The sequence below is a fragment of the Streptomyces sp. NPDC006879 genome (assembly GCF_042869595.1).
GTDB lineage: Bacteria > Actinomycetota > Actinomycetes > Streptomycetales > Streptomycetaceae > Streptomyces.
This window is the reverse complement of sequence record NZ_JBIAGC010000018.1, coordinates 48,961-72,984: the sequence shown is the minus strand read 5'-3', so window position 1 is coordinate 72,984 and position 24,024 is coordinate 48,961. Positions and strand designations below refer to the sequence as shown.

The 24,024-nt window shown below is 70.0% G+C and carries 21 protein-coding genes and 1 riboswitch; of the genes, 18 read left to right on the top strand and 3 right to left on the bottom strand.

Annotated features, from left to right (window positions below; genetic code table 11):
- The first annotated feature begins 104 nt into the window (after window positions 1-104).
- The 11 genes from ACFYMC_RS16310 (at window position 105) to ACFYMC_RS16260 (ending at window position 13,903) form a co-directional block, all read left to right on the top strand.
- The gene (locus tag ACFYMC_RS16310; protein ID WP_388524856.1) at window positions 105-1,034 is read left to right on the top strand and encodes an ABC transporter permease; all 930 of its coding nucleotides are present in this window, start codon (window positions 105-107) and stop codon (window positions 1,032-1,034) included.
- Window positions 1,027-1,824: an ABC transporter ATP-binding protein gene (locus ACFYMC_RS16305; RefSeq protein WP_388524853.1), complete on the top strand. Its 798-nt coding sequence runs from the start codon at window positions 1,027-1,029 to the stop codon at window positions 1,822-1,824. The genes ACFYMC_RS16310 and ACFYMC_RS16305 overlap by 8 nt, the downstream gene beginning before the upstream one ends.
- Window positions 1,825-2,146: 322 nt before the next feature.
- Window positions 2,147-3,058 (top strand): squalene synthase HpnC, encoded by a 912-nt coding sequence (hpnC, locus tag ACFYMC_RS16300; protein ID WP_388524850.1) that lies wholly within the window; start codon window positions 2,147-2,149, stop codon window positions 3,056-3,058.
- Entirely contained in the window at window positions 3,055-4,002 is a 948-nt protein-coding gene (gene hpnD, locus ACFYMC_RS16295; RefSeq protein ID WP_388524847.1) for a presqualene diphosphate synthase HpnD, read from the top strand. Before hpnC ends, hpnD begins: the two co-directional genes overlap by 4 nt.
- A 136-nt stretch (window positions 4,003-4,138) precedes the next feature.
- Window positions 4,139-5,512: a hydroxysqualene dehydroxylase HpnE gene (gene hpnE / locus ACFYMC_RS16290; RefSeq protein ID WP_388524844.1), complete on the top strand. Its 1,374-nt coding sequence runs from the start codon at window positions 4,139-4,141 to the stop codon at window positions 5,510-5,512.
- Between the two features lie 38 nt (window positions 5,513-5,550).
- Entirely contained in the window at window positions 5,551-6,618 is a 1,068-nt protein-coding gene (locus ACFYMC_RS16285; protein WP_388524841.1) for a polyprenyl synthetase family protein, read from the top strand.
- A 108-nt stretch (window positions 6,619-6,726) separates the two neighbouring features.
- Window positions 6,727-8,724: a squalene--hopene cyclase gene (gene shc / locus ACFYMC_RS16280; RefSeq protein ID WP_388524838.1), complete on the top strand. Its 1,998-nt coding sequence runs from the start codon at window positions 6,727-6,729 to the stop codon at window positions 8,722-8,724.
- Window positions 8,721-9,371 carry a 1-hydroxy-2-methyl-2-butenyl 4-diphosphate reductase gene (locus ACFYMC_RS16275; RefSeq protein WP_388524836.1) on the top strand — a complete coding sequence of 217 codons (651 nt, stop codon included), beginning with the start codon at window positions 8,721-8,723 and terminating at the stop codon, window positions 9,369-9,371. Before shc ends, ACFYMC_RS16275 begins: the two co-directional genes overlap by 4 nt.
- A gap of 5 nt (window positions 9,372-9,376) precedes the next feature.
- Window positions 9,377-10,399, top strand: a complete 1,023-nt coding sequence (gene hpnH / locus ACFYMC_RS16270) for an adenosyl-hopene transferase HpnH (protein WP_388524834.1) — start codon at window positions 9,377-9,379, stop codon at window positions 10,397-10,399.
- Window positions 10,400-10,417: 18 nt separating this feature from the next.
- Window positions 10,418-12,301 (top strand): 1-deoxy-D-xylulose-5-phosphate synthase, encoded by a 1,884-nt coding sequence (dxs, locus tag ACFYMC_RS16265; RefSeq protein ID WP_388524831.1) that lies wholly within the window; start codon window positions 10,418-10,420, stop codon window positions 12,299-12,301.
- 195 nt (window positions 12,302-12,496) lie between these two features.
- The gene (locus tag ACFYMC_RS16260) at window positions 12,497-13,903 is read left to right on the top strand and encodes an aspartate aminotransferase family protein (RefSeq protein WP_388524829.1); all 1,407 of its coding nucleotides are present in this window, start codon (window positions 12,497-12,499) and stop codon (window positions 13,901-13,903) included.
- Window positions 13,904-14,007: 104 nt separating this feature from the next.
- Here ACFYMC_RS16260 and ACFYMC_RS16255 read toward each other — a convergent pair whose 3' ends face one another.
- Complete coding sequence (locus tag ACFYMC_RS16255; protein WP_388524827.1) at window positions 14,008-14,817, bottom strand: tyrosine-protein phosphatase; 810 nt, start codon at window positions 14,815-14,817, stop codon at window positions 14,008-14,010.
- A 313-nt stretch (window positions 14,818-15,130) separates the two neighbouring features.
- Window positions 15,131-15,319, top strand: a riboswitch (cyclic di-AMP (ydaO/yuaA leader).
- Between the two features lie 4 nt (window positions 15,320-15,323).
- On the opposite strand from ACFYMC_RS16255, the gene ACFYMC_RS16250 reads away from it, so the two are divergent.
- Window positions 15,324-16,325, top strand: a complete 1,002-nt coding sequence (locus tag ACFYMC_RS16250) for a peptidoglycan DD-metalloendopeptidase family protein (RefSeq protein ID WP_388524825.1) — start codon at window positions 15,324-15,326, stop codon at window positions 16,323-16,325.
- A 322-nt stretch (window positions 16,326-16,647) separates the two neighbouring features.
- Window positions 16,648-17,445: an SGNH/GDSL hydrolase family protein gene (locus tag ACFYMC_RS16245; RefSeq protein ID WP_388524964.1), complete on the top strand. Its 798-nt coding sequence runs from the start codon at window positions 16,648-16,650 to the stop codon at window positions 17,443-17,445.
- Between the two features lie 160 nt (window positions 17,446-17,605).
- Here the strand turns inward: ACFYMC_RS16245 and ACFYMC_RS16240 are convergent, their stop codons facing one another.
- Window positions 17,606-18,244: a TetR/AcrR family transcriptional regulator gene (locus ACFYMC_RS16240; protein ID WP_388524822.1), complete on the bottom strand. Its 639-nt coding sequence runs from the start codon at window positions 18,242-18,244 to the stop codon at window positions 17,606-17,608.
- Window positions 18,245-18,596: 352 nt separating this feature from the next.
- Here ACFYMC_RS16240 and ACFYMC_RS16235 point away from each other — a divergent pair, with 352 nt between their 5' ends.
- Window positions 18,597-19,877 (top strand): MBL fold metallo-hydrolase, encoded by a 1,281-nt coding sequence (locus ACFYMC_RS16235; RefSeq protein ID WP_388524819.1) that lies wholly within the window; start codon window positions 18,597-18,599, stop codon window positions 19,875-19,877.
- 452 nt (window positions 19,878-20,329) lie between these two features.
- Here the strand turns inward: ACFYMC_RS16235 and ACFYMC_RS16230 are convergent, their stop codons facing one another.
- A complete protein-coding gene (locus ACFYMC_RS16230) occupies window positions 20,330-20,548 on the bottom strand; it encodes a three-helix bundle dimerization domain-containing protein (protein ID WP_388524816.1) in 219 nt (72 codons plus the stop codon).
- Between the two features lie 226 nt (window positions 20,549-20,774).
- Here ACFYMC_RS16230 and ACFYMC_RS16225 point away from each other — a divergent pair, with 226 nt between their 5' ends.
- From ACFYMC_RS16225 to ACFYMC_RS16210, 4 genes are all read left to right on the top strand, one after another.
- Window positions 20,775-20,981 carry a YozE family protein gene (locus ACFYMC_RS16225; RefSeq protein WP_388524813.1) on the top strand — a complete coding sequence of 69 codons (207 nt, stop codon included), beginning with the start codon at window positions 20,775-20,777 and terminating at the stop codon, window positions 20,979-20,981.
- Between the two features lie 274 nt (window positions 20,982-21,255).
- Window positions 21,256-22,044 carry a CPBP family intramembrane glutamic endopeptidase gene (locus ACFYMC_RS16220; protein WP_388524810.1) on the top strand — a complete coding sequence of 263 codons (789 nt, stop codon included), beginning with the start codon at window positions 21,256-21,258 and terminating at the stop codon, window positions 22,042-22,044.
- 29 nt (window positions 22,045-22,073) lie between these two features.
- Complete coding sequence (locus ACFYMC_RS16215) at window positions 22,074-23,303, top strand: sensor histidine kinase (RefSeq protein ID WP_388524807.1); 1,230 nt, start codon at window positions 22,074-22,076, stop codon at window positions 23,301-23,303.
- Window positions 23,300-24,022, top strand: coding sequence for a response regulator (locus tag ACFYMC_RS16210; RefSeq protein WP_388524805.1), 723 nt, complete (start codon window positions 23,300-23,302; stop codon window positions 24,020-24,022). The genes ACFYMC_RS16215 and ACFYMC_RS16210 overlap by 4 nt, the downstream gene beginning before the upstream one ends.
- The last annotated feature ends 2 nt before the right edge of the window (window positions 24,023-24,024 follow it).

Sequence of the window (24,024 nt, the reverse complement as noted above, 5' to 3'; positions counted from 1 at the left end):
TTCTGAGACCATGGGCACCGGCCCGGCCACTTCCGACGCACCTGTCGGATCAGGCCGGGCTGATGCCCACCGGCCCCGCAATGTGAAGACGAAAGTTTCAGCTTGTGAGTGACTCAACCCATGACGGCGCGCTCGCCACGAGTGCGCCGCCGTCGCCGGACGCCGGGCTGACCCCGGCCGAGCTCGCCGCGAAGTACGGCCTGTCGGTGAGCGGTGCCCGCCCAGGCCTCGCCGAGTACGTCCGGCAGCTGTGGGGTCGGCGCCACTTCATCCTGGCCTTCTCCCAGGCCAAGCTGATGGCCCAGTACAGTCAGGCGAAGCTCGGCCAGCTCTGGCAGGTGGCCACCCCGCTCCTCAACGCGCTCGTGTACTTCCTGATCTTCGGCCTGATCCTGAAGGCCGACCGGGGGATGGAACGCGAGGTATACATCCCCTTCCTGGTGGCCGGGATCTTCGTCTTCACCTTCACCCAGAGTTCGGTGATGGCCGGTGTCCGAGCCATCTCCGGCAACCTCGGGCTGGTCCGGGCGCTGCACTTCCCACGTGCCTCGCTCCCCATCTCCTTCGCCCTCCAGCAGCTCCAGCAGCTGATGTACTCGATGATCGTGGTCTTCGCGGTCGCCGTGGGCTTCGGCAGCTACCCCACACTCTCCTGGCTCCTGGTGCTGCCGGCGCTGAGCCTGCAGTTCCTCTTCAACACCGGCCTCGCGTTGATCTTCGCCCGGCTCGGCGCCAAGACCCCGGACCTGGCCCAGTTGATGCCGTTCGTCATGCGCACCTGGATGTACGCCTCGGGCGTGATGTTCTCCATCCCCCTGATGCTGGCGGAGCAGCCCGCCTGGATCGCGGACATCCTCCAGTGGAACCCCGCGGCGATCTACATGGACCTCGTCCGTTTCGCGATCATCGACGGCTACACCCAAGCCCAGCTGCCGCCGCACGTATGGCTCTTCGCCCTCGGCTGGGCCGCGGTGGCCGGTCTGCTGGGCTTCGTGTACTTCTGGAAGGCTGAGGAGCGCTACGGCCGTGGCTGACGTCAACTTCGACCAGGGTGGGGGCCGCATCCCCACGGTGATCGCCGACGGTGTGCACATCGTCTACCGGGTGAACGCCGGTGGCGGCGGCAAGGGCAGCGCCACCGCGGCGCTCAACAAGATCCTCCGCCGCGGCAAGGCCAACGAGTCCCGCGGCGTGCGCAAGGTGCACGCGGTGCGCGGGGTCTCCTTCACCGCCTACCGCGGTGAGGCCATCGGTCTCATCGGCACCAACGGATCCGGCAAGTCGACCCTGCTGCGTGCCATCGCCGGCCTGTTGCCCACCGAGAAGGGCCGGGTCTACACGGACGGACAGCCCTCGCTGCTCGGCGTGAACGCGGCCCTCATGAACGACCTCACCGGCGAGCGCAACGTGATGCTCGGAGGGCTGGCCATGGGGATGAGCCGCGAGGAGATCCGCGAGCGCTACCAGGGCATCGTCGACTTCTCCGGGATCAACGAGAAGGGCGATTTCATCACCCTGCCGATGCGTACCTACTCCTCCGGCATGGCGGCGCGTCTGCGCTTCTCGATCGCCGCCGCCAAGGACCACGACGTGCTGATGATCGACGAGGCACTGGCCACCGGTGACCGGAAGTTCCAGATCCGCTCGGAGCAGCGCATCCGCGAGCTACGCAAGGAAGCGGGCACCGTCTTCCTGGTCAGCCACAGCAACAAGTCCATCAGGGACACCTGTGACCGGGTCCTGTGGCTGGAAAAGGGCGAACTCTTGATGGACGGTCCTACGGACGAGGTCGTCAGGGCGTACGAGAAGGAGACCGGGAAGTAGCCCGGTTTCGGGCGTGACGCGGGCGGAACCGCCCCGAGGGCCCTCGCCGCTCACCGGCGGTGGGGGCCTTTTGCGATGCGGCGAACACCCACGCGCACCGAATGGCGTTGTACAACGTAAGCTGTAGCGGTGCTGATTCGCCGCAAGTGGGGTGATACCCCTCGGCTCTGCCCGACGGCGTCCCGCCCGGGGGCTGACCGGCGGCGTGTCCGAAATAGGATGTATTTGGTCGGCAGTGTAGAACGGGAGATGTGACGGCAATGGCGATGGGAAGTCTCCGGTCCCGCGGCGCTCAGGCCGTCCCCGCGGCGGGCGGCGGGCGGTGACCGAGACGCGACCGACCCGGCCCGACACGCATGAGATCGCCACTCTCGACAAGGCCGCGGACGAGAACTTCCCGGTGGCCCCCTTCTTCCTGCCAAGGGCCTGGCGCGCCGACCTGATGGCGGTGTACGGGTACGCGCGCCTGGTCGACGACATCGGCGACGGCGACCTCGCCCCGGGCGGCGCGGACGCGGAACTGCTCGGCGTGCAAGCCGCCGGGGCAGATGACCGTCTGGTGATGCTCGACGCCGTCGAAGCGGACCTGCTGAGAGTCTTCGACGGCACCCCCCGCCACCCCATCCTGCGCACCTTGCAGCCGGTGGTGACCCGACACCAGCTCACGCCCGAACCGTTCCTCGGTCTCATCGAGGCCAACCGTGTGGACCAGAGGGTCATGCGCTACGAGACGTACGAGGACCTGCTCGGATACTGCGCGCTCTCCGCCAATCCGGTCGGTCGCCTCGTCCTCGCGATCACCGGCACCGCGAGCCCGGAACGGATCCGACGCTCCGACGCCGTCTGCACCGCACTCCAGATCGTCGAGCACCTCCAGGATGTCGCCGAGGACCTGGCGCGCGGCCGTGTGTACCTCCCGGCGGAGGACCTGCGCCGCTTCCACGTCGACGAGGAGTCACTGGCCGCGCCTCATGCCGGCGCATCGGTGCGCGCCCTAGTCGCCTTCGAGGCGGAACGCGCCCACCGGCTCCTGGATGAAGGCATCCCCCTGGTGGGTAGCGTCCACGGCAGACTCCGGCTGCTCCTGGCCGGATTCACCGGCGGTGGACGCGCAGCACTCACCGCCATCAAGTCCGCCGGCTTCGACGTCCTTCCCGGTCCGCCCAAGCCCACCAAGCTCAGCCTGCTCCGCGAGGTGGGCGCCGTCCTGCGCACTGCGCCGAGAAAGGGGTGAGCCCCACCGTGGAGGGCCAACTAAACGCGTCCGCACCGGTACTCGCCGCATACAGCTACTGCGAGGCCGTCACCGGATCACAGGCACGCAACTTCGCCTATGGCATCAGGCTGTTGCCGACCGACAAGCGACAGGCGATGTCGGCCCTGTACGCCTTCTCCCGTCGCGTCGACGACATCGGCGACGGCACCCTGGCGTCCGAGGTGAAACAGGTCCGCCTGGAGGAGACCCGGGCCCTGCTCAAACGGATCCGCGAGGGCGAGGTGGCACAGGACGACACCGACCCGGTCGCGGTGGCCCTCACTGACGCCGGTCGGCGGTTCCCCATCCCCCTGGCCGGACTCGACGAACTCATCGACGGCGTCTTGATGGACGTCCGCGGTGAAACTTACGAGAGCTGGGACGACCTCAAGGTCTACTGCCGGTGTGTCGCCGGAGCCATCGGGCGCCTCTCGCTCGGCGTGTTCGGCACCCAGCCCGGCGCACCCGGAGCCGAACGCGCCCCCGAGTACGCCGACACCCTGGGACTCGCCCTTCAACTCACCAACATCCTCAGGGACGTTCGTGAGGACGCCGGAAACGGACGGACCTACCTTCCCGCTGAGGACCTCGCCAAGTTCGGCTGCTCCGAAGGGTTCGCGAGTGAACGTCTGCCTGCCGGCTCGGACTTCGCAGGGCTGGTGCACTATGAAGTACGCCGGGCCCGTGCCCTGTTCGCTGAGGGATACCGGCTGCTCCCCCTGCTGGACCGCCGCAGCGGCGCCTGCGTCGCCGCCATGGCCGGCATCTACCGTCGACTGCTCGACCGCATCGAACGCGAGCCGGAAGCGGTCCTGCGCGGCCGGGTCTCCCTCCCGGCCCGGGAGAAGGCCTACGTGGCGGTACGCGGCCTGTCCGGACTGGACACCCGACACATCACCCGTCAGCGGACCAGGCGGGGCTGATGGGCACCCACCACAGCGCACGTCACGAAGGAGTGCGGAACCAGCCACGCGCTGCAACCCGGCAGGGCGTGGCGGCGTCCCTGGGTGCAGTGGCCGCACTTCCCGTCCGGCCCGCCCCCGCACCCCGGGAGGGCGTATGACCGCGAAGCGTGCCGTGGTGGTCGGTGGTGGCCTGGCCGGCATCACGGCTGCCCTCCAACTCGCCGACGCCGGGCTGGAGGTCACCCTGCTCGAAGGCCGGCCCCGACTGGGCGGCCTCGCCTTCTCCTTCCGCCGCGGGGAGCTGATCGTGGACAACGGTCAGCACGTCTACCTCCGTTGCTGCACCGCCTACCGCTGGTTCCTGGAGCGGATCGACGCAGCCGCGCTCGCGCCGATCCAGGAACGGCTCGACGTACCGGTGCTGGACGTCGGCCGCCCCCGCGGCCCGCGGCTCGGACGGCTGCGCCGCTCCGGTCTGCCCGTACCCCTGCACCTGGCTGCCGCACTGGCCACCTACCCGCACCTCTCACCGGTCGAGCGGGCCCGGGTCGGGCGGGCCGCACTGGCGCTGCGCCGGCTGGATCTGACGGATCCCTCGCTCGACGGACTCGACTTCGCCACCTGGCTGCGCCGGTACGGGCAGTCCCCGCGCGCCGTCGAGGCACTGTGGGACCTCGTCGGCATCGCCACCCTCAACGCCAGCGCCGCCGACTCCTCCCTCGCCCTGGCCGCGATGGTCTTCAAGACCGGGCTGCTCTCCGACTCCGGCGCGGCCGACATCGGCTGGGCCCAGGTCCCGCTCGGTGAACTCCACGACACCCTTGCCCGCAAGGCACTTGATGCCGCAGGAGTCCGTACCGAACTGCGCACGAAGGTCACAGGGGTGACCCGTACCGAGGCCGACGGCTGGCGGATCGCCACCGAGCATGGGCCCCTGGACGCCGACGCGGTGGTGCTCGCCGTTCCACAGCGGGAGGCGCACGGCCTGCTTCCGCAAGGCGCCCTGGACGATCCCGACAAGATCCTCGACATCGGCACCGCACCGATCCTCAACGTGCACGTCGTCTACGACCGGAAGGTGCTCAAGCAGCCCTTCTTCGCAGCACTCGGGTCACCGGTCCAATGGGTCTTCGACCGCACCGACTCCTCCGGGCTCACCGACGGTGGACAGTACCTGGCGCTGTCCCAGTCCGTTGCACACCGCGAGATCGACGAACCCGTCTCGGCGCTGCGCGCCACCTATCTGCCCGAGCTGGAACGGCTACTTCCGGCCGCCCGGGGCGCCAAGGTGCGGGACTTCTTCGTCACCCGGGAGCGGACGGCGACGTTCGCTCCCAGCCCCGGCGTGGGGCGACTGCGCCCACCGGCCCGGACGAACGCTTTTGGCCTCTGTCTCGCCGGCGCGTGGACCGCCACCGGCTGGCCCGCGACCATGGAAAGCGCTGTCCGCAGCGGCCTCGGCGCGGCGGACGCCGCACTGAGCGCGCTCGGCCGCCCCCACGCCCATCCGCTCCAGGAGGCGGCATGACGACTAACGCTGCAAGCACAGTTACCAGAGGAGAGCCATTGAACCCGGGGAACCCGGCTGTCGGGAAGACGGACAGCCTGGACACGGCGGCGCTGCTGGAGCGGGGACGCGCCCTGTCCGCGCCCGTGCTGCGCGCCGCCGTGGACAGGCTCGCACCGCCGATGGACACCGTCGCCGCCTACCACTTCGGGTGGATCGACGCCGAGGGGCGCCCCTCGGCCGGAGACGGTGGCAAGGCCGTGCGCCCGGCGCTCGCCCTGCTGTCCGCGGAAGCTGCCGGAGTTCCCGCCGAGGTGGGCGTTCCCGGTGCCGTGGCCGTCGAGTTGGTGCACAACTTCTCACTGCTGCACGACGACCTGATGGACGGCGACGAGCAGCGCCGCCACCGCGACACCGTGTGGAAGGTGCACGGCCCCGCGCAGGCCATCCTGGTCGGTGACGCCCTCTTCGCCCTGGCCAATGAGGTGCTCCTGGAGATCGGCACCGTGGAGGCCGGGCGAGCCACCCGGCGCCTGACGACCGCCACCCGCAAGCTCATCGACGGTCAGGCCCAGGACATCTCCTACGAGCACCGGGAGCGGGTCAGCGTCGAGGAGTGCCTGGAGATGGAGGGGAACAAGACCGGCGCCCTGTTGGCCTGTGCCGTCTCCATCGGGGCAGTCCTGGGCGGCGCGGACGACCGTACGGCCGACAAGCTGGAGGAGTACGGGTACCACCTGGGTCTGGCCTTCCAAGCGGTCGATGACCTGCTCGGCATCTGGGGAGACCCGGAGTCCACCGGAAAGCAGACCTGGAGCGACCTGCGCCAGCGCAAGAAGTCCCTGCCGGTCGTCGCCGCGCTGGCCGCCGGCGGTCCCGCTTCCGAGCAGCTGGCCGAACTGCTCTCCGCGGATGCGAAGAGCAGCGAGTTCGACAGCTTCTCGGAAGCGGAGTTCGCCGCCCGCGCCGCGCTCATCGAGGAGGCGGGCGGCCGGACCTGGACCGCCGAGGAGGCGCGCCGCCAACACGCGGTCGCGGTCGCCGCCCTCTTGGAGGTCGACATGCCGCACCACGTGCGGGAACAGCTCGTCGCCCTCGCCGACTTCGTGGTCGTGCGAAAGCGGTGAACACTCTCAGCATATGACTCGCGCGTCGCCGGCCGGCGCCCCAAGGCGCCGGTCGACGGCAGACCCGCTTCGCACAGCAGATGACACGCACTGCACGGAGGGGAAGCCATGACAGCGACAACCGACGGAAGCAGCGAGGCTGTACAGCAGCCCCGCGCCGAAGCGGACAGCGAATCAACCGATGTGGACGCCCGGGCGGCCCTGGCCGCCCAACGCGCCATCGACCACCTACTGGCCCGCCAGGACGTCGCGGGATGGTGGAAGGGCGACCTGGAGACCAACGTCACCATGGACGCGGAGGACCTGCTCCTGAGGCAGTTCCTCGGGATCCGGGACGCGGACACCACCCACGCCGCCGCGCTCTTCATCCGTGGGGAGCAGGACCCGGCCGGCACCTGGTCCACCTTCCACGGTGGCCCGGCCGACCTCTCCGCCACCATCGAGGCCTACGTCGCTCTGAGACTGGCCGGGGACGAGGCCGACGCCCCCCATATGGCGCGGGCCTCCGCCTGGATCCGGGCTGAGGGCGGCATCGCAGCCGCCCGGGTGTTCACCCGGATCTGGCTGGCTCTGTTCGGTTGGTGGAAGTGGGACGATCTTCCCCAACTACCTCCCGAACTCATCTTCTTGCCTAAATGGTTCCCGCTCAACATCTACGATTTCGGCTGCTGGGCCCGGCAGACCATCGTCCCACTCACCGTGGTGTCCGCGATGCGGCCGGTGCGACCCGCGCCCTTCGCACTCGATGAGCTCCACACCGACCCCCGGAACCCAGCCCCGCCGCAGCCCCTGGCTCCGGCTGGCACCTGGGACGGGTTCTTCCAGCGCATGGACAAGGCGCTGCACGCCTACCACAAGGTCGCCCTGCGCCCGTTGCGGAGATCGGCGATGGACCTGGCCGCCCGGTGGATCATCGAGCGCCAGGAGGACGACGGCTGCTGGGGCGGCATCCAACCACCCGCGGTCTACTCGGTGATCGCCCTACACCTGCTCGGCCATGACCTCGACCACCCGGTGATGCGGGCCGGACTGGAGTCCCTCGACCGCTTCGCGGTATGGCGCGAGGACGGCGCCCGGATGGTCGAGGCCTGTCAATCCCCGGTCTGGGACACCTGCTTGGCGGCGATCGCGCTGGTCGATGCAGGGGTGCGGCCCGACCATCCGGCCCTGGTGAAGGCAGCCGACTGGATGCTCGCCGAGGAGATCCGTCGACCGGGCGACTGGGCGGTGCGACGCCCCGGGCTGGCGCCCGGCGGCTGGGCCTTCGAGTTCCACAACGACGTCTACCCCGACATCGACGACACCGCCGAGGTCGTCCTCGCGCTGCGTCGTATCCAACACCCCGAGCCAGCCCGGGTGGAGGAGGCGATCGCCCGGGGCGTGAGCTGGAACCTGGGCATGCAGTCCCGCAACGGGGCTTGGGGCGCCTTCGACGCCGACAACACCAGCCCACTGCCCAACCGTCTGCCGTTCTGCGACTTCGGAGAGGTGATCGACCCGCCGTCGGCGGACGTCACCGCGCACGTCGTGGAGATGCTCGCGGTCGAAGGCAAGGCGGACGACCCGCGCACGCGACGCGGCATCGAGTGGCTGCTTCGCGAACAGGAGCCCACCGGAGCGTGGTTCGGTCGGTGGGGAGTCAACTACGTATACGGCACCGGCTCGGTGGTGCCGGCGCTGGTGGCCGCCGGGCTCGGGGTCGGCCATCCAGCGGTCCGCCGGGCGGTCAGCTGGCTGGAGAGCGTCCAGAACGAGGACGGCGGTTGGGGGGAGGATCTGCGCTCCTACCAGGACCGCCAATGGGCGGGCAAGGGAGCTTCCACTCCTTCGCAGACCGCCTGGGCGCTCCTCGCCCTGCTCGCTGCGGGCGAACGGGAGGGCAGGGCGGTTCAGCGCGGCGTCAGCTGGCTGGCCAGGAACCAAGCCCCGGACGGTTCCTGGGACGAGCCGTACTTCACTGGTACCGGATTTCCCTGGGACTTCTCCATCAACTACCACCTGTACCGGCAGGTGTTTCCGCTGACTGCACTGGGCCGTTACCTGTTCGGGGAACCCCCGGTGCTGCGGACCGCGGCCTCGGGTCCCACCCGCGAGGCCCTCGGATGAGCGCCCCACAGAGCGCCACGGAGGACCTCCCGCTGGTGGTGGCCTGCGCTCTGGGCATCGAGCGGCTCGCGCTGCGCGGCGGTGGCCGAAGTGGTGCCCCGGGGACGCTGCTGGTGCTGCGCACCGGCATGGGGCCGCGGGCCGCCGAGCGGTCGCTGGTGCGCACCTTGCAGGGGCCGCGGCTGCGTACGGCCGCGGTCCTGGCCACCGGTTTCTGCGCCGGGCTGGTTCCCGGCATGAACCCCGGAGACCTCGTCGTGGCCACCGAGACCCGCGATCCGCGCGGGGCCACGGTGTGCGAGGGGACCAGTGCGCTCAAGGCCGCGCTGAGCAGCGCGGTACCCGGGCGCACCATCCACACCGGACCGCTGATCGGCTCCGACCACGTGGTGCGGGGGCCGGAACGGGCCGCGCTGCGTGCCGGCGGGGCGATCGCGGTGGACATGGAGTCGGCGTCGACCCTGTGGAGCGCGGTCAGCGTCGGACCGCGTCCGGTTGCGTCCGTACGGGTGGTCGTGGACGCTCCGGAGCACGAGCTCGTCCGAATCGGCACGGTCCGCGGAGGAATATCGGCCTTCCGTGTCCTTCGTGCCATCCTTCCCGCTTTCTTTGACTGGCACCGTACTTTGCTGCTCCCCCGGAGGTGAGCCAGATGGCCATGCCGCTGCGACAGTCCATCAGGGTCGGGACCTATCTCTTCGAACAGAAGCTCCGCAAACGGGAGAAGTTCCCGCTGATCGTAGAGTTGGAACCGCTCTTCGCCTGCAACCTGAAATGTGAGGGCTGCGGAAAGATCCAGCACCCGGCCGGGGTGCTCAAGCAGCGCATGCCGGTGGCACAGGCGGTGGGAGCCGTCCTGGAGTCCGGCGCTCCCATGGTCTCCATCGCCGGCGGCGAGCCGTTGATGCACCCGCAGATCCACGAGATCGTCCGACAGTTGGTGGCCAGACGGAAGTACGTCTTCCTGTGCACCAACGCCATGCTGCTGCGCAAGAAGCTCGAAGACTTCACGCCCTCGCCCTACTTCGCCTTCGCCGTCCACATCGACGGCCTGCGCGAGCGCCATGACGAGTCGGTCGCCAAGGAGGGGGTGTTCGACGAGGCGGTGGCCGCCATCAAGGAGGCCAAGAGCCGCGGGTTCCGCGTCACCACCAACTCCACGTTCTTCAACACCGACACGCCCCAAACGATCATCGAGGTGCTGAACTTCCTCAATGACGACCTGGAGGTGGACGAGATGATGATCTCGCCCGCCTACGCCTATGAGAAGGCGCCCGACCAGGAACACTTCCTCGGCGTCGAGCAGACCCGTGAGCTGTTCAGGAAGGCGTTCTCCGGCGGCAACCGGCGACGCTGGCGGCTCAACCACTCCCCGCTCTTCCTGGACTTCCTCGAAGGCAAGGCCGACTTCCCCTGTACCGCCTGGGCGATCCCCAACTACTCGCTCTTCGGCTGGCAGCGCCCCTGCTACCTGATGAGCGACGGGTACGTGCCCACCTACCGTGAGCTCATCGAGGAAACCGACTGGGACAAGTACGGCCGGGGCAAGGACCCGCGCTGCGCCAACTGCATGGCGCACTGCGGATACGAGCCGACCGCGGTACTCGCCACGATGGGATCGCTCAAGGAGTCCCTGCGTGCCGCTCGGGAAACCGTCTCCGGAAACCGTGGGTGAAGGAAGAGGGGGCACACCATGTCAATTCTGGAGAATATCCGGAGCCCACGTGATGTGAAGGCGCTCCCGACGGCCGATCTCGATGGACTCGCCTCGGAGATCAGAGAGTTTCTGATCCATGCCGTGAGCCGGACCGGGGGACACCTCGGTCCCAATCTCGGCGTCGTCGAACTCGCCATCGCACTGCACCGCGTGTTCGAATCGCCCAAGGACCGGATCCTCTGGGACACCGGGCATCAGAGTTACGTGCACAAAATCCTGACCGGCCGCCAGGATTTCTCCAAACTCCGCGGAAAAGGCGGACTCTCCGGATACCCTTCCCGCGCGGAGTCCGAGCATGACATCGTCGAGAACTCGCACGCCTCCACCGCCCTGTGCTGGGCGGACGGCCTGGCCAAGGCCCAGCACGTACAGGGGAGCAGGGACCACGTCGTCGCCGTCATCGGCGACGGCGCCCTGACCGGGGGAATGGCCTGGGAAGCGCTCAACAACATCGCCTCCGCGAGGCGGCGCCCGCTGGTCATCGTCGTCAACGACAACGGGCGCTCCTACGGCCCGACCGTCGGAGCACTGGCCGACCGGCTCTGCGTGCTGCGCGCCACCGACGGATACGAACGGTTCCTCGCCGAGGCGAGGGACCTGATCCAAAGCGCTCCGGTGGTCGGCGGACCGCTGTACGAATCCCTGCACGGAGCGAAGAAGGGGTTGAAGGACGCTGTCGCTCCACAAGGCCTCTTCGAGGACCTGGGGCTGAAGTACCTGGGCCCGGTGGACGGACACGACATCCGGTCCGTGGAAGCAGCCCTCCGGCGCGCCAAGCGCTTCCACGGACCGGTCGTCGTGCACTGCCTGACCGAGAAGGGTCGCGGCCACACCCCGGCGCTGGAACACGAGAAGGACCGCTTCCACGCCATCGGGGTGATGGACCCGTACACCTGCGCGCCGCTCGAACCCGCCGCGGGGCCCTCCTGGACGGAGGTCTTCGGCGCGGAGATGCTGTCGCTCGGCGCCGAACGACCCGACCTGGTGGCGGTGACCGCGGCCATGCTGCACCCCGTGGGCCTGGGCGAGTTCGCCGCACGGTTCCCCGACCGCGTGTGGGACGTGGGCATCGCCGAACAGCACGCGGTGACCTCGGCCGCTGCCCTGGCGACCGCCGGCCTGCATCCGGTGGTCGCCCTCTACGCCACCTTCCTCAACCGGGCCTTCGACCAGCTCCTGATGGACGTGGCTCTGCATCGCTGCGGGGTGACCTTCGTCCTCGACCGGGCGGGGGTCACCGGCGCCGACGGCCCCTCCCACAACGGCATGTGGGACCTCTCGCTGCTCCAGGTGGTGCCCGGTCTGCGGATCGCGGCTCCGCGGGACGCCACCCAACTGCGCGTACAACTGCGCGAGGCGGTGGAGGTGACGGACGCGCCCACCGTGTTGCGCTTCCCCAAGGAAACGGTCGGCAAGGACCTGCCGGCGAGCGGCCGGGCCGGCCAGATGGACCTCCTGCGCCGTGGTTCCGTCCCGGACGTCCTCGTGGTGTCCGTCGGAGTGATGGCCCCCGTGGCACTCGCGGCGGCGGAGCTGTTGGCGGAGCGGGGCACCGGCGTCACCGTGGTCGATCCGCGCTGGGTCAAGCCGCTCGACCCCGCGCTGGTCCCGCTCGCGGCCCGCCACCGACTCGTGGCGGTGGTCGAGGACAACTGCCGTACCGCTGGTGTCGGCGTCGCGGTCGGGCAGGCGCTGCGGGATGCCGGTCAGGACGTACCACTGCGCAATTTCGGCATTCCCGAGGAGTTCCTCGCCCATGCCAAACGTGGCGAGGTCCTCGCCGACGTCGGTCTCACCCCAGTGGAGATCGCGGGGCGGATCAGCGTCGCCCTTGAGGGTGCGGGGGAGCGCGGCACATGACGTGTTCGGGCGCTTCTGCTGCTCGACGGGTGAACCTCCTCAGCTCCGCCGCCAGCAGGTCCAGCCGGGGCAGGGAGGGCCGGTCGGCTGGGGGCGGCCACCGGATCAATCCGGCCGGGCTCCGACCTTCTCCTGCTCCACAAGAGTCCGTTACCCACCCGGTCTGAAGGCCGGGGCATCCACGGAGGGATCCCGATGACACTGGGAGAGCCCGGCGCGTCCACGGCCTTCGACCTGCGGGCCCTGCTCGCCGCCCGGGGCGGCGAACGCTACGCGCTGCACGCGCAACACCTGAACCACCAGCTTCCCCGGATGCTCCACACCATCGGCTTCGACAAGGAGTACGTCCGGGCGCGGGGCGCACACTTCTGGGACGCCGAAGGCCGGGACTACCTGGACATGCTCGCCGGCTTCGGGGTGATGGGTCTCGGGCGCCACCACCCGGTGGTCCGTCAGGCCCTGCACGACGTACTGGACGCCTCGCTGGCCGACCTCACCCGCTTTGACTGCCCGCCGTTGCCCGGCTTGCTGGCCGAACGCCTACTCGCTCACAGCCCGCACCTGGACCGCGTCTTCTTCGGCAACAGCGGCACCGAAGCCGTGGAGACGGCGTTGAAGTTCGCCCGCTACGCCACCGGTCGCCCTCGGGTGCTCTACTGCGCGCACGCCTTCCACGGGCTCACCGCCGGCTCGCTCTCGGTCAACGGTGAAGATGGCTTCCGGGATGGTTTCGCCCCCCTGCTGCCCGACACCGCGATCGCCCTGGGGGACCTGGCCGCACTGGAGCGCGAGCTGCGGCACGGTGATGTGGCCGCGCTGATCGTCGAACCGGTTCAGGGCAAGGGCGTGCACGCAGCTCCCCCCGGATTCCTGCGCGGGGCCCAGGAGTTGCTGCGGCGCCACAAGGCGTTGTTGATCGCGGACGAGGTGCAGACCGGACTCGGGCGCACTGGCGACTTCTACGCCTACCAGCACGAGGAGGGTGTGGAACCGGACCTGGTCTGCGTGGCGAAGGCCCTCTCGGGCGGGTACGTGCCGGTGGGGGCGACCCTGGGCAAGGACTGGATCTTCAAGAAGGTGTACTCCTCCATGGACCGGGTCCTGGTCCACTCGGCCAGCTTCGGGTCCAACGCCCAGGCGATGGCGGCCGGACTGGCGGTGCTCTCCGTCCTGGAGAGCGAAGAGGTCGTCGCCCACGCCCGGGCTGTCGGCGATCTGCTGCGCGACCGGTTGGCAGCACTGAGTTCCGAGTACGAGCTGTTGCACGAGGTCCGCGGTCGTGGACTGATGATCGGGATCGAGTTCGGTCGGCCGAACTCGATCCGGTTGCGCAGCCGGTGGGCGATGCTCCAGGCGGCGCGACGAGGGCTCTTCGCACAGATGGTCGTCGTCCCGCTCCTGCAGAAGCACCAGATCCTGACGCAGGTATCCGGCGACCACCTCGAAGTGATCAAGCTGATTCCACCGCTCGTCATCAACGAGGCGGACGTCGAGAGGTTCGTCCTTGCTTTCCGGGCCGTCATGGACGAGGCGCACGATGGTGGCGGGCTGATGTGGGACTTCGGCCGAACCCTGGTCAAGCAGGCGGTCAGCGGGCGCTGATCCGATGCCCCCGACGGTCGGGCAGGGGGCATCGGTCCGGCCCGCGTGATGGTGCCGAGGGGCTGTTGGCGCCACGGTTCCGCTGTGCCTGTGGGGCGCCGGGATCAGTGCAGGAGGCGCCCGCGCAGCCCCTCCAGCGTCGCTGGGGCCAGGCCCAGCCCCTGATGCAGGTAGCGGTCGATGGTGCCCCAGATGTCCTCGATCGTGTCGAAGGCGGCGTGCAGGTACTCCGCCCGGGCTTCGAAGAGCGGGCTCAGGAGTTCTGTGACCTCCGCGCTGCGGGCCGTCGGGGCGAGGCTCTGGGTGCTGACCCGGTAGCGGCGGTGAGGGGCGTTGGACTTGAGGTAGTCGGCCTCGATGGCGTCCCGCTCCACGCCCAGCGCCATGAGCGTCACCGCGATCGAGAGGCCGGCGCGGTCCTTGCCCGCGGCGCAGTGCATCAGGGCCGGAACGCTGTCCGTGGCCAGTGCGTGCACCACTCGGCTGTGCTCGGCGGTGCGCTGCGAGATGATCTCGCGGTACGAATGGGACATCCGTTCCGCTGCCCTGCCCGCACCCAGGATCTTGCGCAACTGGACCAGGTCGCCTTCGCGCACCAACTGCCAGAACTCCGAGCCGTCCGCCGGATCGGTGAGGGGGATGTTGACGTTCCGTACGCCGGCGAGTTCGACGTCGAGCCCGTCGAGGGCGCGGTCCGCCTCGTTGCGGAAGTCGAAGATGGTGTGCAGACCGAGGGAGCTCAGGAACTCCGCATCGCTTGGGGTGGCATGGGCGAGATGCCCGCTTCGGAATAGTTGCCCGATCTGCACGTGATGCCCGCTAACGGTGGGAAGTCCGCCCACGTCTCGGAAGTTGCGCACTCCGGCGAGCTCCGGCTCCGCTTCGGCCGGCGGGGGCGGTATCTGCTGGGGCACGAAGTCTCCTTGTGTTGGATGATCCGGTACGGGCGAGATGGTGCATCTGTCCGAATTGGAGTGCTTGGCGTCAAGTTTCCACCCCCGTACGACAGATGTATCGGCGCTGGGGCGCCGTTCCCCGTGAGCAGGATCATAACGGTGACCGTACGTGGCGGGCCGGTGTGGGTGAATCGCCTTGTCCGGTGGGTTGTTGGCCTCCGGCAATAGACGGAGGGTGACGGTAATTCCGGCGATGAATCATTTCTCCTAATCCAAAGGGGAATTCATGGCTTGTTACCAGGGCTCCGACTGGATTATCTTCACCATCGATCCGGGTGGACCGCCGAATCCTGCCGCCACTCGGGAACCGCATCCGACTCATTCGCGCGGCAGGAGCGGGGGAACCAGGTAAGTGCCTTTCTTGATCTTTCAGGAAAGGCTTGGGGTGAAGTCGCCTCCGGCGACCGGGCATCTCCAGCTCGAACCCGACAGCTCACCTCGCAGGCGCCGGAGAGGAATTCGCCATGCCCGCAAAGGGTAAGCACCGTCGCCCCAAGACCGGCCTGGCCCGTCCGGTGTCCCGCGGCATAGCCGTCGCCGGAACCGGCGGAGCCGCCCTGGCTCTGCCACTGCTCGGTGCCACGGGCGCGCAGGCCGCCGGTCAGAGCGCCGCGACGGGCGCTCATGCCGTGCAACTGCCCGCGCAGTCCCCGGCCCAGCAGCAGGTCAAAGCGACTCCTGCTGCGGCGCCCAAGTCCGCCCCCACCAGGACGTACACCGTCGCCGTCGGTGACTACCTGTCCAAGATCGCCCAGGCGGAGCACGTGCGGGGTGGCTGGGAGCGGCTCTACGCCGACAACCGTGAGGCGGTGGGGGATAACCCCTCGCTGATCCACCCGGGTCTGAAGCTCACGCTACACGCGAAGGCGGGCGGCTCCACCGAATCCTCGCGTCCCTCTCGGGCCGGCTCCACCGCCCCCGCACAGCAGGCGGCGCCTTCCTCCGGCCAGGCGGACTCCGCCGGGCGCGCCACGCGCTCCAACGAGCGTGCGGCTGCGCCGAAGGCCACCACATCCAAGGAGTCCACTGCTGCCAACCCTGCGGCCAGCACTGCCACCGCCGGGGGATTCACGGCCCCCGTCAGTGCCTCCATCACCACGCCCTACCACCTGGCCGGCGGCATGTGGTCCAGCGGCTATCACACGGGTGTTGACTTCGCGGTGGGCACCGGAACCAGCGTCAAGGCCGTGGGTGCCGGCACCGTGGTCTCGGCGGGCTGGGCCGGCGCCTACGGCAACGAAGTGGTCATCCGCCACGAGGACGGCCGCTACTCGCAGTACGCCCACCTTTCCTCCCTGGCGGTCTCCGCCGGTCAGACCGTCTCCGGCGGTCAGCAGATAGGGCTGTCCGGTTCCACGGGCAACTCCACCGGCCCGCACCTGCACTTCGAGATCCGCACCGGAGTGGGTTATGGCTCCGACGTCGACCCGCTCGCCTATCTGCGGAGCAAGGGCGTGAGCATTTAAGGCGGAGTGCGGGCCGCCGCGTCCGAACGTGGTGCACCGCGGTCCCCCGTGAGCCCGCGGTACCAGCTGGTACCGCGGGTGAACGTCGGTGGGGCTCCAAAGGGGGTGTCGGCCGGCGCCGCACGCCTGGCAGCAGGGCCGGTCGGCCGGGGCCCGGAGGGGGGTTCCCGGCCGGCGATCGTTCCCCGAAACAGACCGGGTGGTACAGATCACGCCCCGTCAAGCCCTCCCTACGGTCGCGTAGGTCACATGTCACGGTGAAGGATGGTTCCTCGTGGCAGGCGACTCAACACCCCCGACTTCACCGGTAACACCGGCCCAGCTGCCCCCTTCCGGGGGGTTCTCCGTATCCGCTCTGACGGCGACCACCTCCTACGTGGCCATCGGCGACAGCTTCACCGAGGGCGTGGGCGATCCTGGACCCGACGGAGGTTTCCTCGGTTGGGCGGACCGCCTGGCCGTGCTGCTCGCCGACCGCCGCCCGGAAGGTGAGTTCCGCTACGCGAACCTCGCCGTCCGCGGGCGTCTGCTCGACCAGATCGTCGAGGAACAGGTCCCCCGAGCGCGGGAACTTGCCCCCGATCTGGTCAGCTTCTGTGGCGGCGGCAACGACATCATCCGCCCCGGCAGCGATCCGGACCTGGTGGCCGAACGTTTCGAGCGGGCCGTGGCCGATCTGACGTCCGCGGTCGGTACGGTCATGATCACCACGGGCTTCGATACCAGGGGGGTACCCGTCCTGCGCCACCTGCGCGGGAAGGTCGCCACCTACACCGCCCACGTGCGGGCCATCGCGGACCGGCACGGCTGCCCGGTCCTCGACCTCTGGTCGTTGAAGTCCGTCCAGGACCGGCGGGCCTGGGACGGCGACCGGCTGCACCTGTCGCCCGAGGGGCACACCAGGGTGGCCCTGCGCGCCGCCCAGGTCCTCGGCCTCGACGTGCCCACTGATCCCGACCAGCCCTGGCCACCGCTGCGCCCGCGCGGCTCCGCGGAGGCCACGCGCGACAACATCCACTGGGCCCGAGAGCACCTCGTCCCGTGGATCGGTCGCCGACTGCGCGGCGAATCCAGCGGTGACCACGTCGAGGCGAAGCGTCCGGACCTGCTGCCGCTGTAAGGCACCTCCGCGGGGCGGTCGGCTCTCGGCGGTTCGAACCGGCGTCGTGCCCAGCCGCTAGGGACCGGTGCGGAGCCTGTCGTCGGTTCTCCCGGGGGTCCTTCGGGGGCAGGCGGCGTCGCTCGTTCTTGCGCGGGACCCAGGAGGGGTGGGCAGGTGCTCAGCGGGTCACCAGGGCGGCCGGGTCCAGAGAGAGTTCGTGGGCCAAGGCCTCGTCCACCCACTGGCGGGCCTCGGTGCGCGTGAGGTCGCCGCTTCCGTATGCCGTCAGCTGGACGGCCAGACCGTCCAGCAGCGCGGTCAGCCGTAGCGCCGCGGCAGCCGGATCCGCGCAACTGAACTCGCCGTTCTCGTCCCCCTCGGAGATCACCCCGGCCAGGGCCATCTTCCACTGGCGGTCCAGCTCGCGGGCCACCTCCCGTAGTGCGGGCTCGTGTTGGGCGGCCACCCAGCCCTCGATCCACAGTCGCCAGCCGCGGGCGCGTCCGGTCGGCGCGTACCACCGCACGGCTGCGCGCAGCCTTCGTACGGCACAGGTGCGGCGGGTCAGGATGCGGCGCAGGTGTGCCAGGTCCTCCTGGGCGGCGTATTCGAACGCGGCTGCGACAAGTCGTTCCTTCGACGCGAAGTGGTAGAGCACCAGTGCGTTGCTGGCCCCCGCGGCGGAGGCCACGTCCGATACCCGCAGGGCGACCACACCCCGGGCCTCGATCAGGGCGACCGCGGCCCGCAGGAGTTCCTCACGTCGTTCCGTCGCTGCCAGGCGTACGCGGGGGCGCGGTAGTTGCGGCTCGCTCATGAGCGGGCCCGGGGCGCTGTAGCGGGGTTGCCGAGGGGGCGGAGGTCGGCCTTGGCCCGGGCGGCAGACCGGCGTGGCCCGTCGGTTTCCGCGCTGACCCGGGCGAACGCCGTCTGCCCCGGAGAGGGCTCGTGAGGGGTGGTCAAGGTTGTTGACTCCTCGAATACATTACTGAACGGTAGTTCAGCAATGGCAGTATCCGAAGACCGAGCCGGACCTGTCAAAAAAGGGGGTCGAAGCCCCAGATCCCGCTCCGTCCCCCCAGTCTGCGGCACAAGGCGCGGGAATCCTGCGGAGGACCTGCACGTTGGCAAGATTGAAACCTCCAGTCCACCCCCTCACAGGAGGCTCCGTGACCGGCCCCCGTCCCTCCCTCCCCGGCCTGCGCGACCTGCGCCCCGCACTGCGCTCCCGGCGGCCCGCCGCATTCGGCGCGGACCCCTCCGGCCAGCGGATGGAGCGGATCCGCCGCTCACCGAACTTCGCCGACGGCGTCTTCCAGAACCCGCAGGGCACCCGTAACCGACCATCCGGATCCATGGTCGAGTTCGCCAAGATCTACTTCCACAAGGAGCAACGGATCCGTCGGGTCCCGGCCGCCCCGATCCCGGTGCACCCCACCACCCTGGCCGATCTTGCGCGACCACCGGCCAGCGGCCTGCGCCTGACCTGGATGGGGCACAGCAGTGTGCTCGCGGAGATCGACGGGCGTCGAGTGCTCTTCGACCCGGTCTGGGGCGAGCGCTGTTCCCCGTTCCCCTTCGCCGGCCCCAAGCGGCTCCATCCGGTCCCGGTGCCACTGGCGTCCTTGGGGCCCGTGGACGCCGTGGTGATCTCCCATGACCACTACGACCACCTGGACATGCCCACCATCGAGGCGCTGGCCAGCACGGACACGGTGTTCGCCGTTCCGCTGGGCGTCGGTGCCCACCTCGAACGCTGGGGGGTGTCAGCCGATCGACTGCGCGAGTTGGACTGGCAGGAGGACACCGAGATCGCCGGGCTGCGGCTCACCGCCACCCCGGCACGTCACTTCTGTGGCCGCGGCCTGCGCAACCAACAGCACACCCTGTGGGCTTCCTGGGTGGTGGCCGGCGACCAGCACCGGATCTACCACAGCGGCGACACGGGCTACTTCGAGGGCTTCAAGGAGATCGGCGCTGCCCACGGGCCGTTCGATGCGACGATGATCCAGATCGGGGCGTACAGCGAGTACTGGCCCGACATCCACATGACCCCGCAAGAGGGGATGCGCGCCCACCTCGACCTGCAGGGCGGCATGCCGATCGGCACCATGCTCCCCATCCACTGGGGCACCTTCAACCTCGCCCCGCACCCCTGGTCGGAGCCGGGAGAGGGCAGCGTCGAGGCCGCCGAACGCGCCGGTGCCTCGCTCGCCCTGCCGCTGCCCGGAGAGCCCTTCGAGCCGTCCGCGAAGCGGGTTCCGCACGAGCCTTGGTGGCGCCCGTTCGCCGTCGGCGGGTCTGCGGCCGGCTCGCCGGAGCCCGAGCCTTTGACCGACTCGATCGCCGGCGCCGTAGAGGCGGCCTCTTCGGTGGTGGCCGACGCCGCGGCCAGCCCGAGCACATCGGACGACGGCAGAGGGGACCCGGCGCCTGCGGCCTCCCGCTGAGGGGCGCCGCCAGTGCCGCTGCCCCCGAGGGCCCGGTGCCACAGGGGGCAGGGCCGGGGAGGGGCTCGCTGCCCTCCCCGACCCGGGCCTTCAAGGTCAGGAGGGGGGAAGCTCGCCGCGGACGGTCCGGGCCGCCGCCACGCTGCGGCAGCGTCTCGCGATGAACCGGACATCTCGGCTCCGCGCGGGGCAGTCGAACCGCGCCCGCTCATGAGTGGTGCGTGCGGGCCCGTGCCGGGGCGCGTCGGCAAGGCCCGGTCCGGGGCTCACGGCCACCGCCGACCACTGTCACGTCAGGCGTACGAGGTGCGTCCCGACGGCCGCCCCTCTTGCGGGTGAGGGCGTTCGCGCATGGATTTCGGTCAGCACGGGCTGCCACCAACACGGCATGGGTGCGTGGGGCCAGCAGTCGTGGTGTCCTCCCCACAGGCCCCGCGCCCACGTGCCGTGGGTCAGGAGTCGTGTCCGCCCGATTCCCTGGGGGACAGCAGGTCCTTGGCCCGGCGCTCCACGAGCACGGGCAGGTAGGTACGCACCCGTGCGTACCTGAGTTCTTCGTATGCCGTTTGCACCGACCCCTGCACCACATTGACGTCCAGGTGCGGGTGGGCCGCCATGAGCCGTTCGGCTACGAGTCGGATGGTCTGGGCATCCTCCTCCGATTCCGTCATCGGGCACCTCAGCCTCCTCCGGTACGCATCTGCCCAGTCTCGTGGGGGTGAGCTCGGCCGGGAAGTCGATCTTCCGCCTCCGTGGCCTGCCGAGTGCAGCCCGGGGGCGGCCGGAATCCGTTGCTCTGGCGCCGGCGGCTGTGAGTGGGCGCGTATCCTGCCTCGCGGCACTGGGCGCTGGGCGGCTTGGGTCCGTGCCGGTGACCTGGGACGAAGGGGTGGCCCGATGGGCGGGTTCACGATGTGGCTGTCGGGCCACGTGACGGACCAGGACGCGGTCGGGGCTCTCGCCAGGACGGCCGCCGCTGATCCGGACTGGCCACAGGGCCCCGACCGGTTGCAGACCTTCACGGATCACCTGGAGGGCAACGGCGCCACTCGGGCGGCGCTCCAGGACCTCACGGACGCCTGGGTCCGCTACGCCTCGCACTGAGCGAGCTCGCCGGTGTTCATGCCGTGGGCAGGTGGACGGACCCCGCGAACCGCGAAGTGCATCCCCCGTGAGAGCTACCTGGATCGTCCCCCGGCGGGTGATCCCCGTGACCCGGTCCGTCCCTAGCGTGGTCGTGGGTCGCAGTCCGTGCGACCGGCGCCAAGGGGAGGCCGCGATGGATCCGATGTCCGTCACGCAAGAAGACGCAGAACGCGAGCAAAAGTTCGATGCCGGTGGCCCAGCTGGGAACCGCGGGGGTAGGTTCGGCCGAATCGTGCGCCACCCGTTGGGCTGGATGTTGACCGGAGTGGTGGGCATCGGGTTGGTCTCGGGGGTCACCGCGACTGGTCCCGGACCGGTGCCGGTGCTGGGTGCGGTGGCCGCCCTCGGCGTGTACTGGGCGGTCATGCGCAAACTGGTGCGGCGAGCGGTACCGGAGGTCTACGGTCCGGGAGTCGCCCGGGAGGCGCTGCGGGGCGGCGCGGTCGGGCTGGTGTTCGTGCTCGTCTCGGTGCTGGTGGTCGCGGTGTTCGGGGGCTATTCGTTCTCCTGGGCGGACAACGGGATCGCCGGGGTCGTGACGTCCGTGGTGATGGTCCAGATCGGCACCGCCGTCACGGAGGAGCTGATGTTCCGCGGGCTCGCCTTCCAGGCCCTGGAGAAGCTGTGGGGCAGCTCGGTCGCCGTTGCCGGTACTGCCTTGTTCTTCGGGGGCTCCCATCTGCTCAACCCGGGAGCGACCCTGTGGAGCGGGCTGGCGATCGCGGTGGAGGCGGGGGTCCTCCTCGGGGCGGCGTTCCTGTGGCGGCGTAGCATCTGGTTCGTGGTGGGGCTGCACTTCGCGTGGAACACCACCGAGACGCTGCTTGGCATACCGGTCTCGGGGCACACCATCGAGGGGGTGCTGAGCACGCAGCCGTCCGGCCCGCCCCTGCTGACCGGCGGGGTGTTCGGCCTGGAGGCTTCGGCCGTGCCCGTCGTCGGTCTGGCGCTGGCCGTGCCGATGTTCGTCCTCGCCCGGCGGCGCGGGGCTCCGGTCACGCGGCGGCAGACGCAGCGCTGAGCGCCGCCGGCAGACTGGAGGAGAAGGACGTGAGGCTCCCGAAGCCGCCGCGAGCAACGGAACTCCTGCGGGCGCCCCTCGGTTGGTGGGACGCGCGGCAGGACTTCGGCAAGGACGCGTTGCTCGCCCTGGCGCTGACGGCGCCGGCCGGTGTGCCGGTCCTGTCGAAGCTGGGGGCGCAGATCGGTGACCTGCCGCAGCGGCCGGTGGACCTGCTGGGCGTGGGTCTGACGTTGGCTCAGACCCTGCCGCTTGCCTTTCGGCGCCGGTGGCCCGCCGCCGTTCTCGCCGTGGTCGGTGCCGCGTTCGCGGTGCATCAGGTGCTGGGTTTCGCGACGACGTTCGCGAGCCTGGGCCTCTATCTGTCGCTGTACTCCGCGGGAGCCCATCAGTCCCGCCTCCGGGGTGGGACGGTTGCAGCGGCTTGCGCGGGCTATGTCGTAATGGCCACTGTCCTGAACCGGCTGGGTTCGCCGCAGGGGTTCGCCGACTACGTGGCGTTCGGTCTGGGGTTGTGCGCGGCATGGCTGGTGGGGAGCGGCGTGCGGAGGGGGCGGATGGCGGAGGCCGAGCGCCGGCGGCTGGCCGGTGAGGTGGCCGCGGCGGAAGAGCGGGCGCGCATCGCGCGGGAGCTGCACGACGTCGTGACCCATCACGTGACGGCGATGGTGGTCCAGGCCGACGCGGCGCAGTTCCTCCTCGACTCCGCGCCCGCGAGGGCGGGCGCGGGGCTCGCGGCCGTCAGCGACACCGGCAGGCGGGCGCTGACGGAGCTGCGGTACCTGCTGGGCGTACTGGAGGCGACCGGCAACCCTACCTCCGCGCCGGGGGCCGTGGCCGAGGTGGACCGGGCACCCACCTTGGGGAAACTGGGCGACCTGGTCGCTCGGGCCCGCGCGGCCGGACAGCCGGTGGAGTTCACCGAAGACGGCGAGCGGCGGCCACAGGCCGTGGACGTGGAGCTGGCGGGGTACCGGGTGGTGCAGGAAGCGCTGACCAACGCGATGAAGCACGCGGCCGGGCAGTCGACCCGAGTGCGGGTACGGTACGGCCCGGCGCGGACCGAGATCGAGGTGGTCACCAAAGGAACGGCCCGCACGGTCGAGGCCGGTGCGCCCGCCGGCGGGCGGGGGCTGGCCGGGCTGCGTGAACGGGTACGAACGGTAGATGGTGAACTGGTCGCCGGACCGCGGCCCGGCGGTGGCTTCGGTGTCCGTGCAGTGATCCCGACCGAGCCCGCCCAGGAGTTGAGACCGTGAGCGACCCGACGCGCGCACCGGTGCCGCTTCCTCCGCCGGACCGGCCGATCCGGGTGCTGGTCTGCGACGACCAGGCCCTGGTGCGCACCGGCTACGTCACCATCTTCTCGGCTCAGCCCGACATGGAGGTGGTCGGTGAGGCGGAGAACGGGTACGAGGCGGTCGAGGCCGGGCGGCGACTGCGACCCGACGTCGTCGTGATGGACATCAGGATGCCCCTGCTCGACGGCATCGAGGCGACGGCCCGGCTGGCCGGCCCCGGTGCCGAGGCGCCGCCCAAGGTGTTGGTGGTCACCACCTTCAACGTCGACGCCTACGTCTACGATGCGCTTAAGGCCGGGGCCAGCGGATTCCTTCTCAAGGACACGCCGCCCGCCCAACTGGTGGCCGGCGTCCGCACGGTGGCTCGTGGCGAGGCTCTGCTTGCCCCTGCTGTCACCCGTCACCTCATCGGCCACTTCGCGGAACACCTGCGGCCGAGGGACGCCGCCCGCCCGGCCCGGGAGGAGGTCATCCGCGCGCTCACCCCCCGCGAGCTGGAGGTCTTCCGGCAGTTGGCGGAGGGCCACTCGAACGCCGAGATCGCCGAATCGCTGGTCATCGCGGCGGAGACGGTCAAGACGTACGTCTCTCGGATCCTGGCCAAACTCGGTCTGCGTGACCGTGTGCAGGCCGTCGTTCTCGCCCACCGCGTAGGGCTGGTGTCCGGCCCCGCCTGATC

What these genes read in the sequence shown, in the direction of transcription:
- hpnE (WP_388524844.1), top strand. Translation starts at nt 4,139, where the DNA reads ATGACCGCGAAGCGTGCCGTGGTGGTCGGTGGTGGCCTGGCCGGCATC.
- shc (WP_388524838.1), top strand. Translation starts at nt 6,727, where the DNA reads ATGACAGCGACAACCGACGGAAGCAGCGAGGCTGTACAGCAGCCCCGC.
- ACFYMC_RS16275 (WP_388524836.1), top strand. Translation starts at nt 8,721, where the DNA reads ATGAGCGCCCCACAGAGCGCCACGGAGGACCTCCCGCTGGTGGTGGCC.
- hpnH (WP_388524834.1), top strand. Translation starts at nt 9,377, where the DNA reads ATGGCCATGCCGCTGCGACAGTCCATCAGGGTCGGGACCTATCTCTTC.
- dxs (WP_388524831.1), top strand. Translation starts at nt 10,418, where the DNA reads ATGTCAATTCTGGAGAATATCCGGAGCCCACGTGATGTGAAGGCGCTC.
- ACFYMC_RS16260 (WP_388524829.1), top strand. Translation starts at nt 12,497, where the DNA reads ATGACACTGGGAGAGCCCGGCGCGTCCACGGCCTTCGACCTGCGGGCC.
- ACFYMC_RS16250 (WP_388524825.1), top strand. Translation starts at nt 15,324, where the DNA reads ATGCCCGCAAAGGGTAAGCACCGTCGCCCCAAGACCGGCCTGGCCCGT.
- ACFYMC_RS16240 (WP_388524822.1), bottom strand. Translation starts at nt 18,244, where the DNA reads ATGAGCGAGCCGCAACTACCGCGCCCCCGCGTACGCCTGGCAGCGACG.
- ACFYMC_RS16230 (WP_388524816.1), bottom strand. Translation starts at nt 20,548, where the DNA reads ATGACGGAATCGGAGGAGGATGCCCAGACCATCCGACTCGTAGCCGAA.
- ACFYMC_RS16225 (WP_388524813.1), top strand. Translation starts at nt 20,775, where the DNA reads ATGGGCGGGTTCACGATGTGGCTGTCGGGCCACGTGACGGACCAGGAC.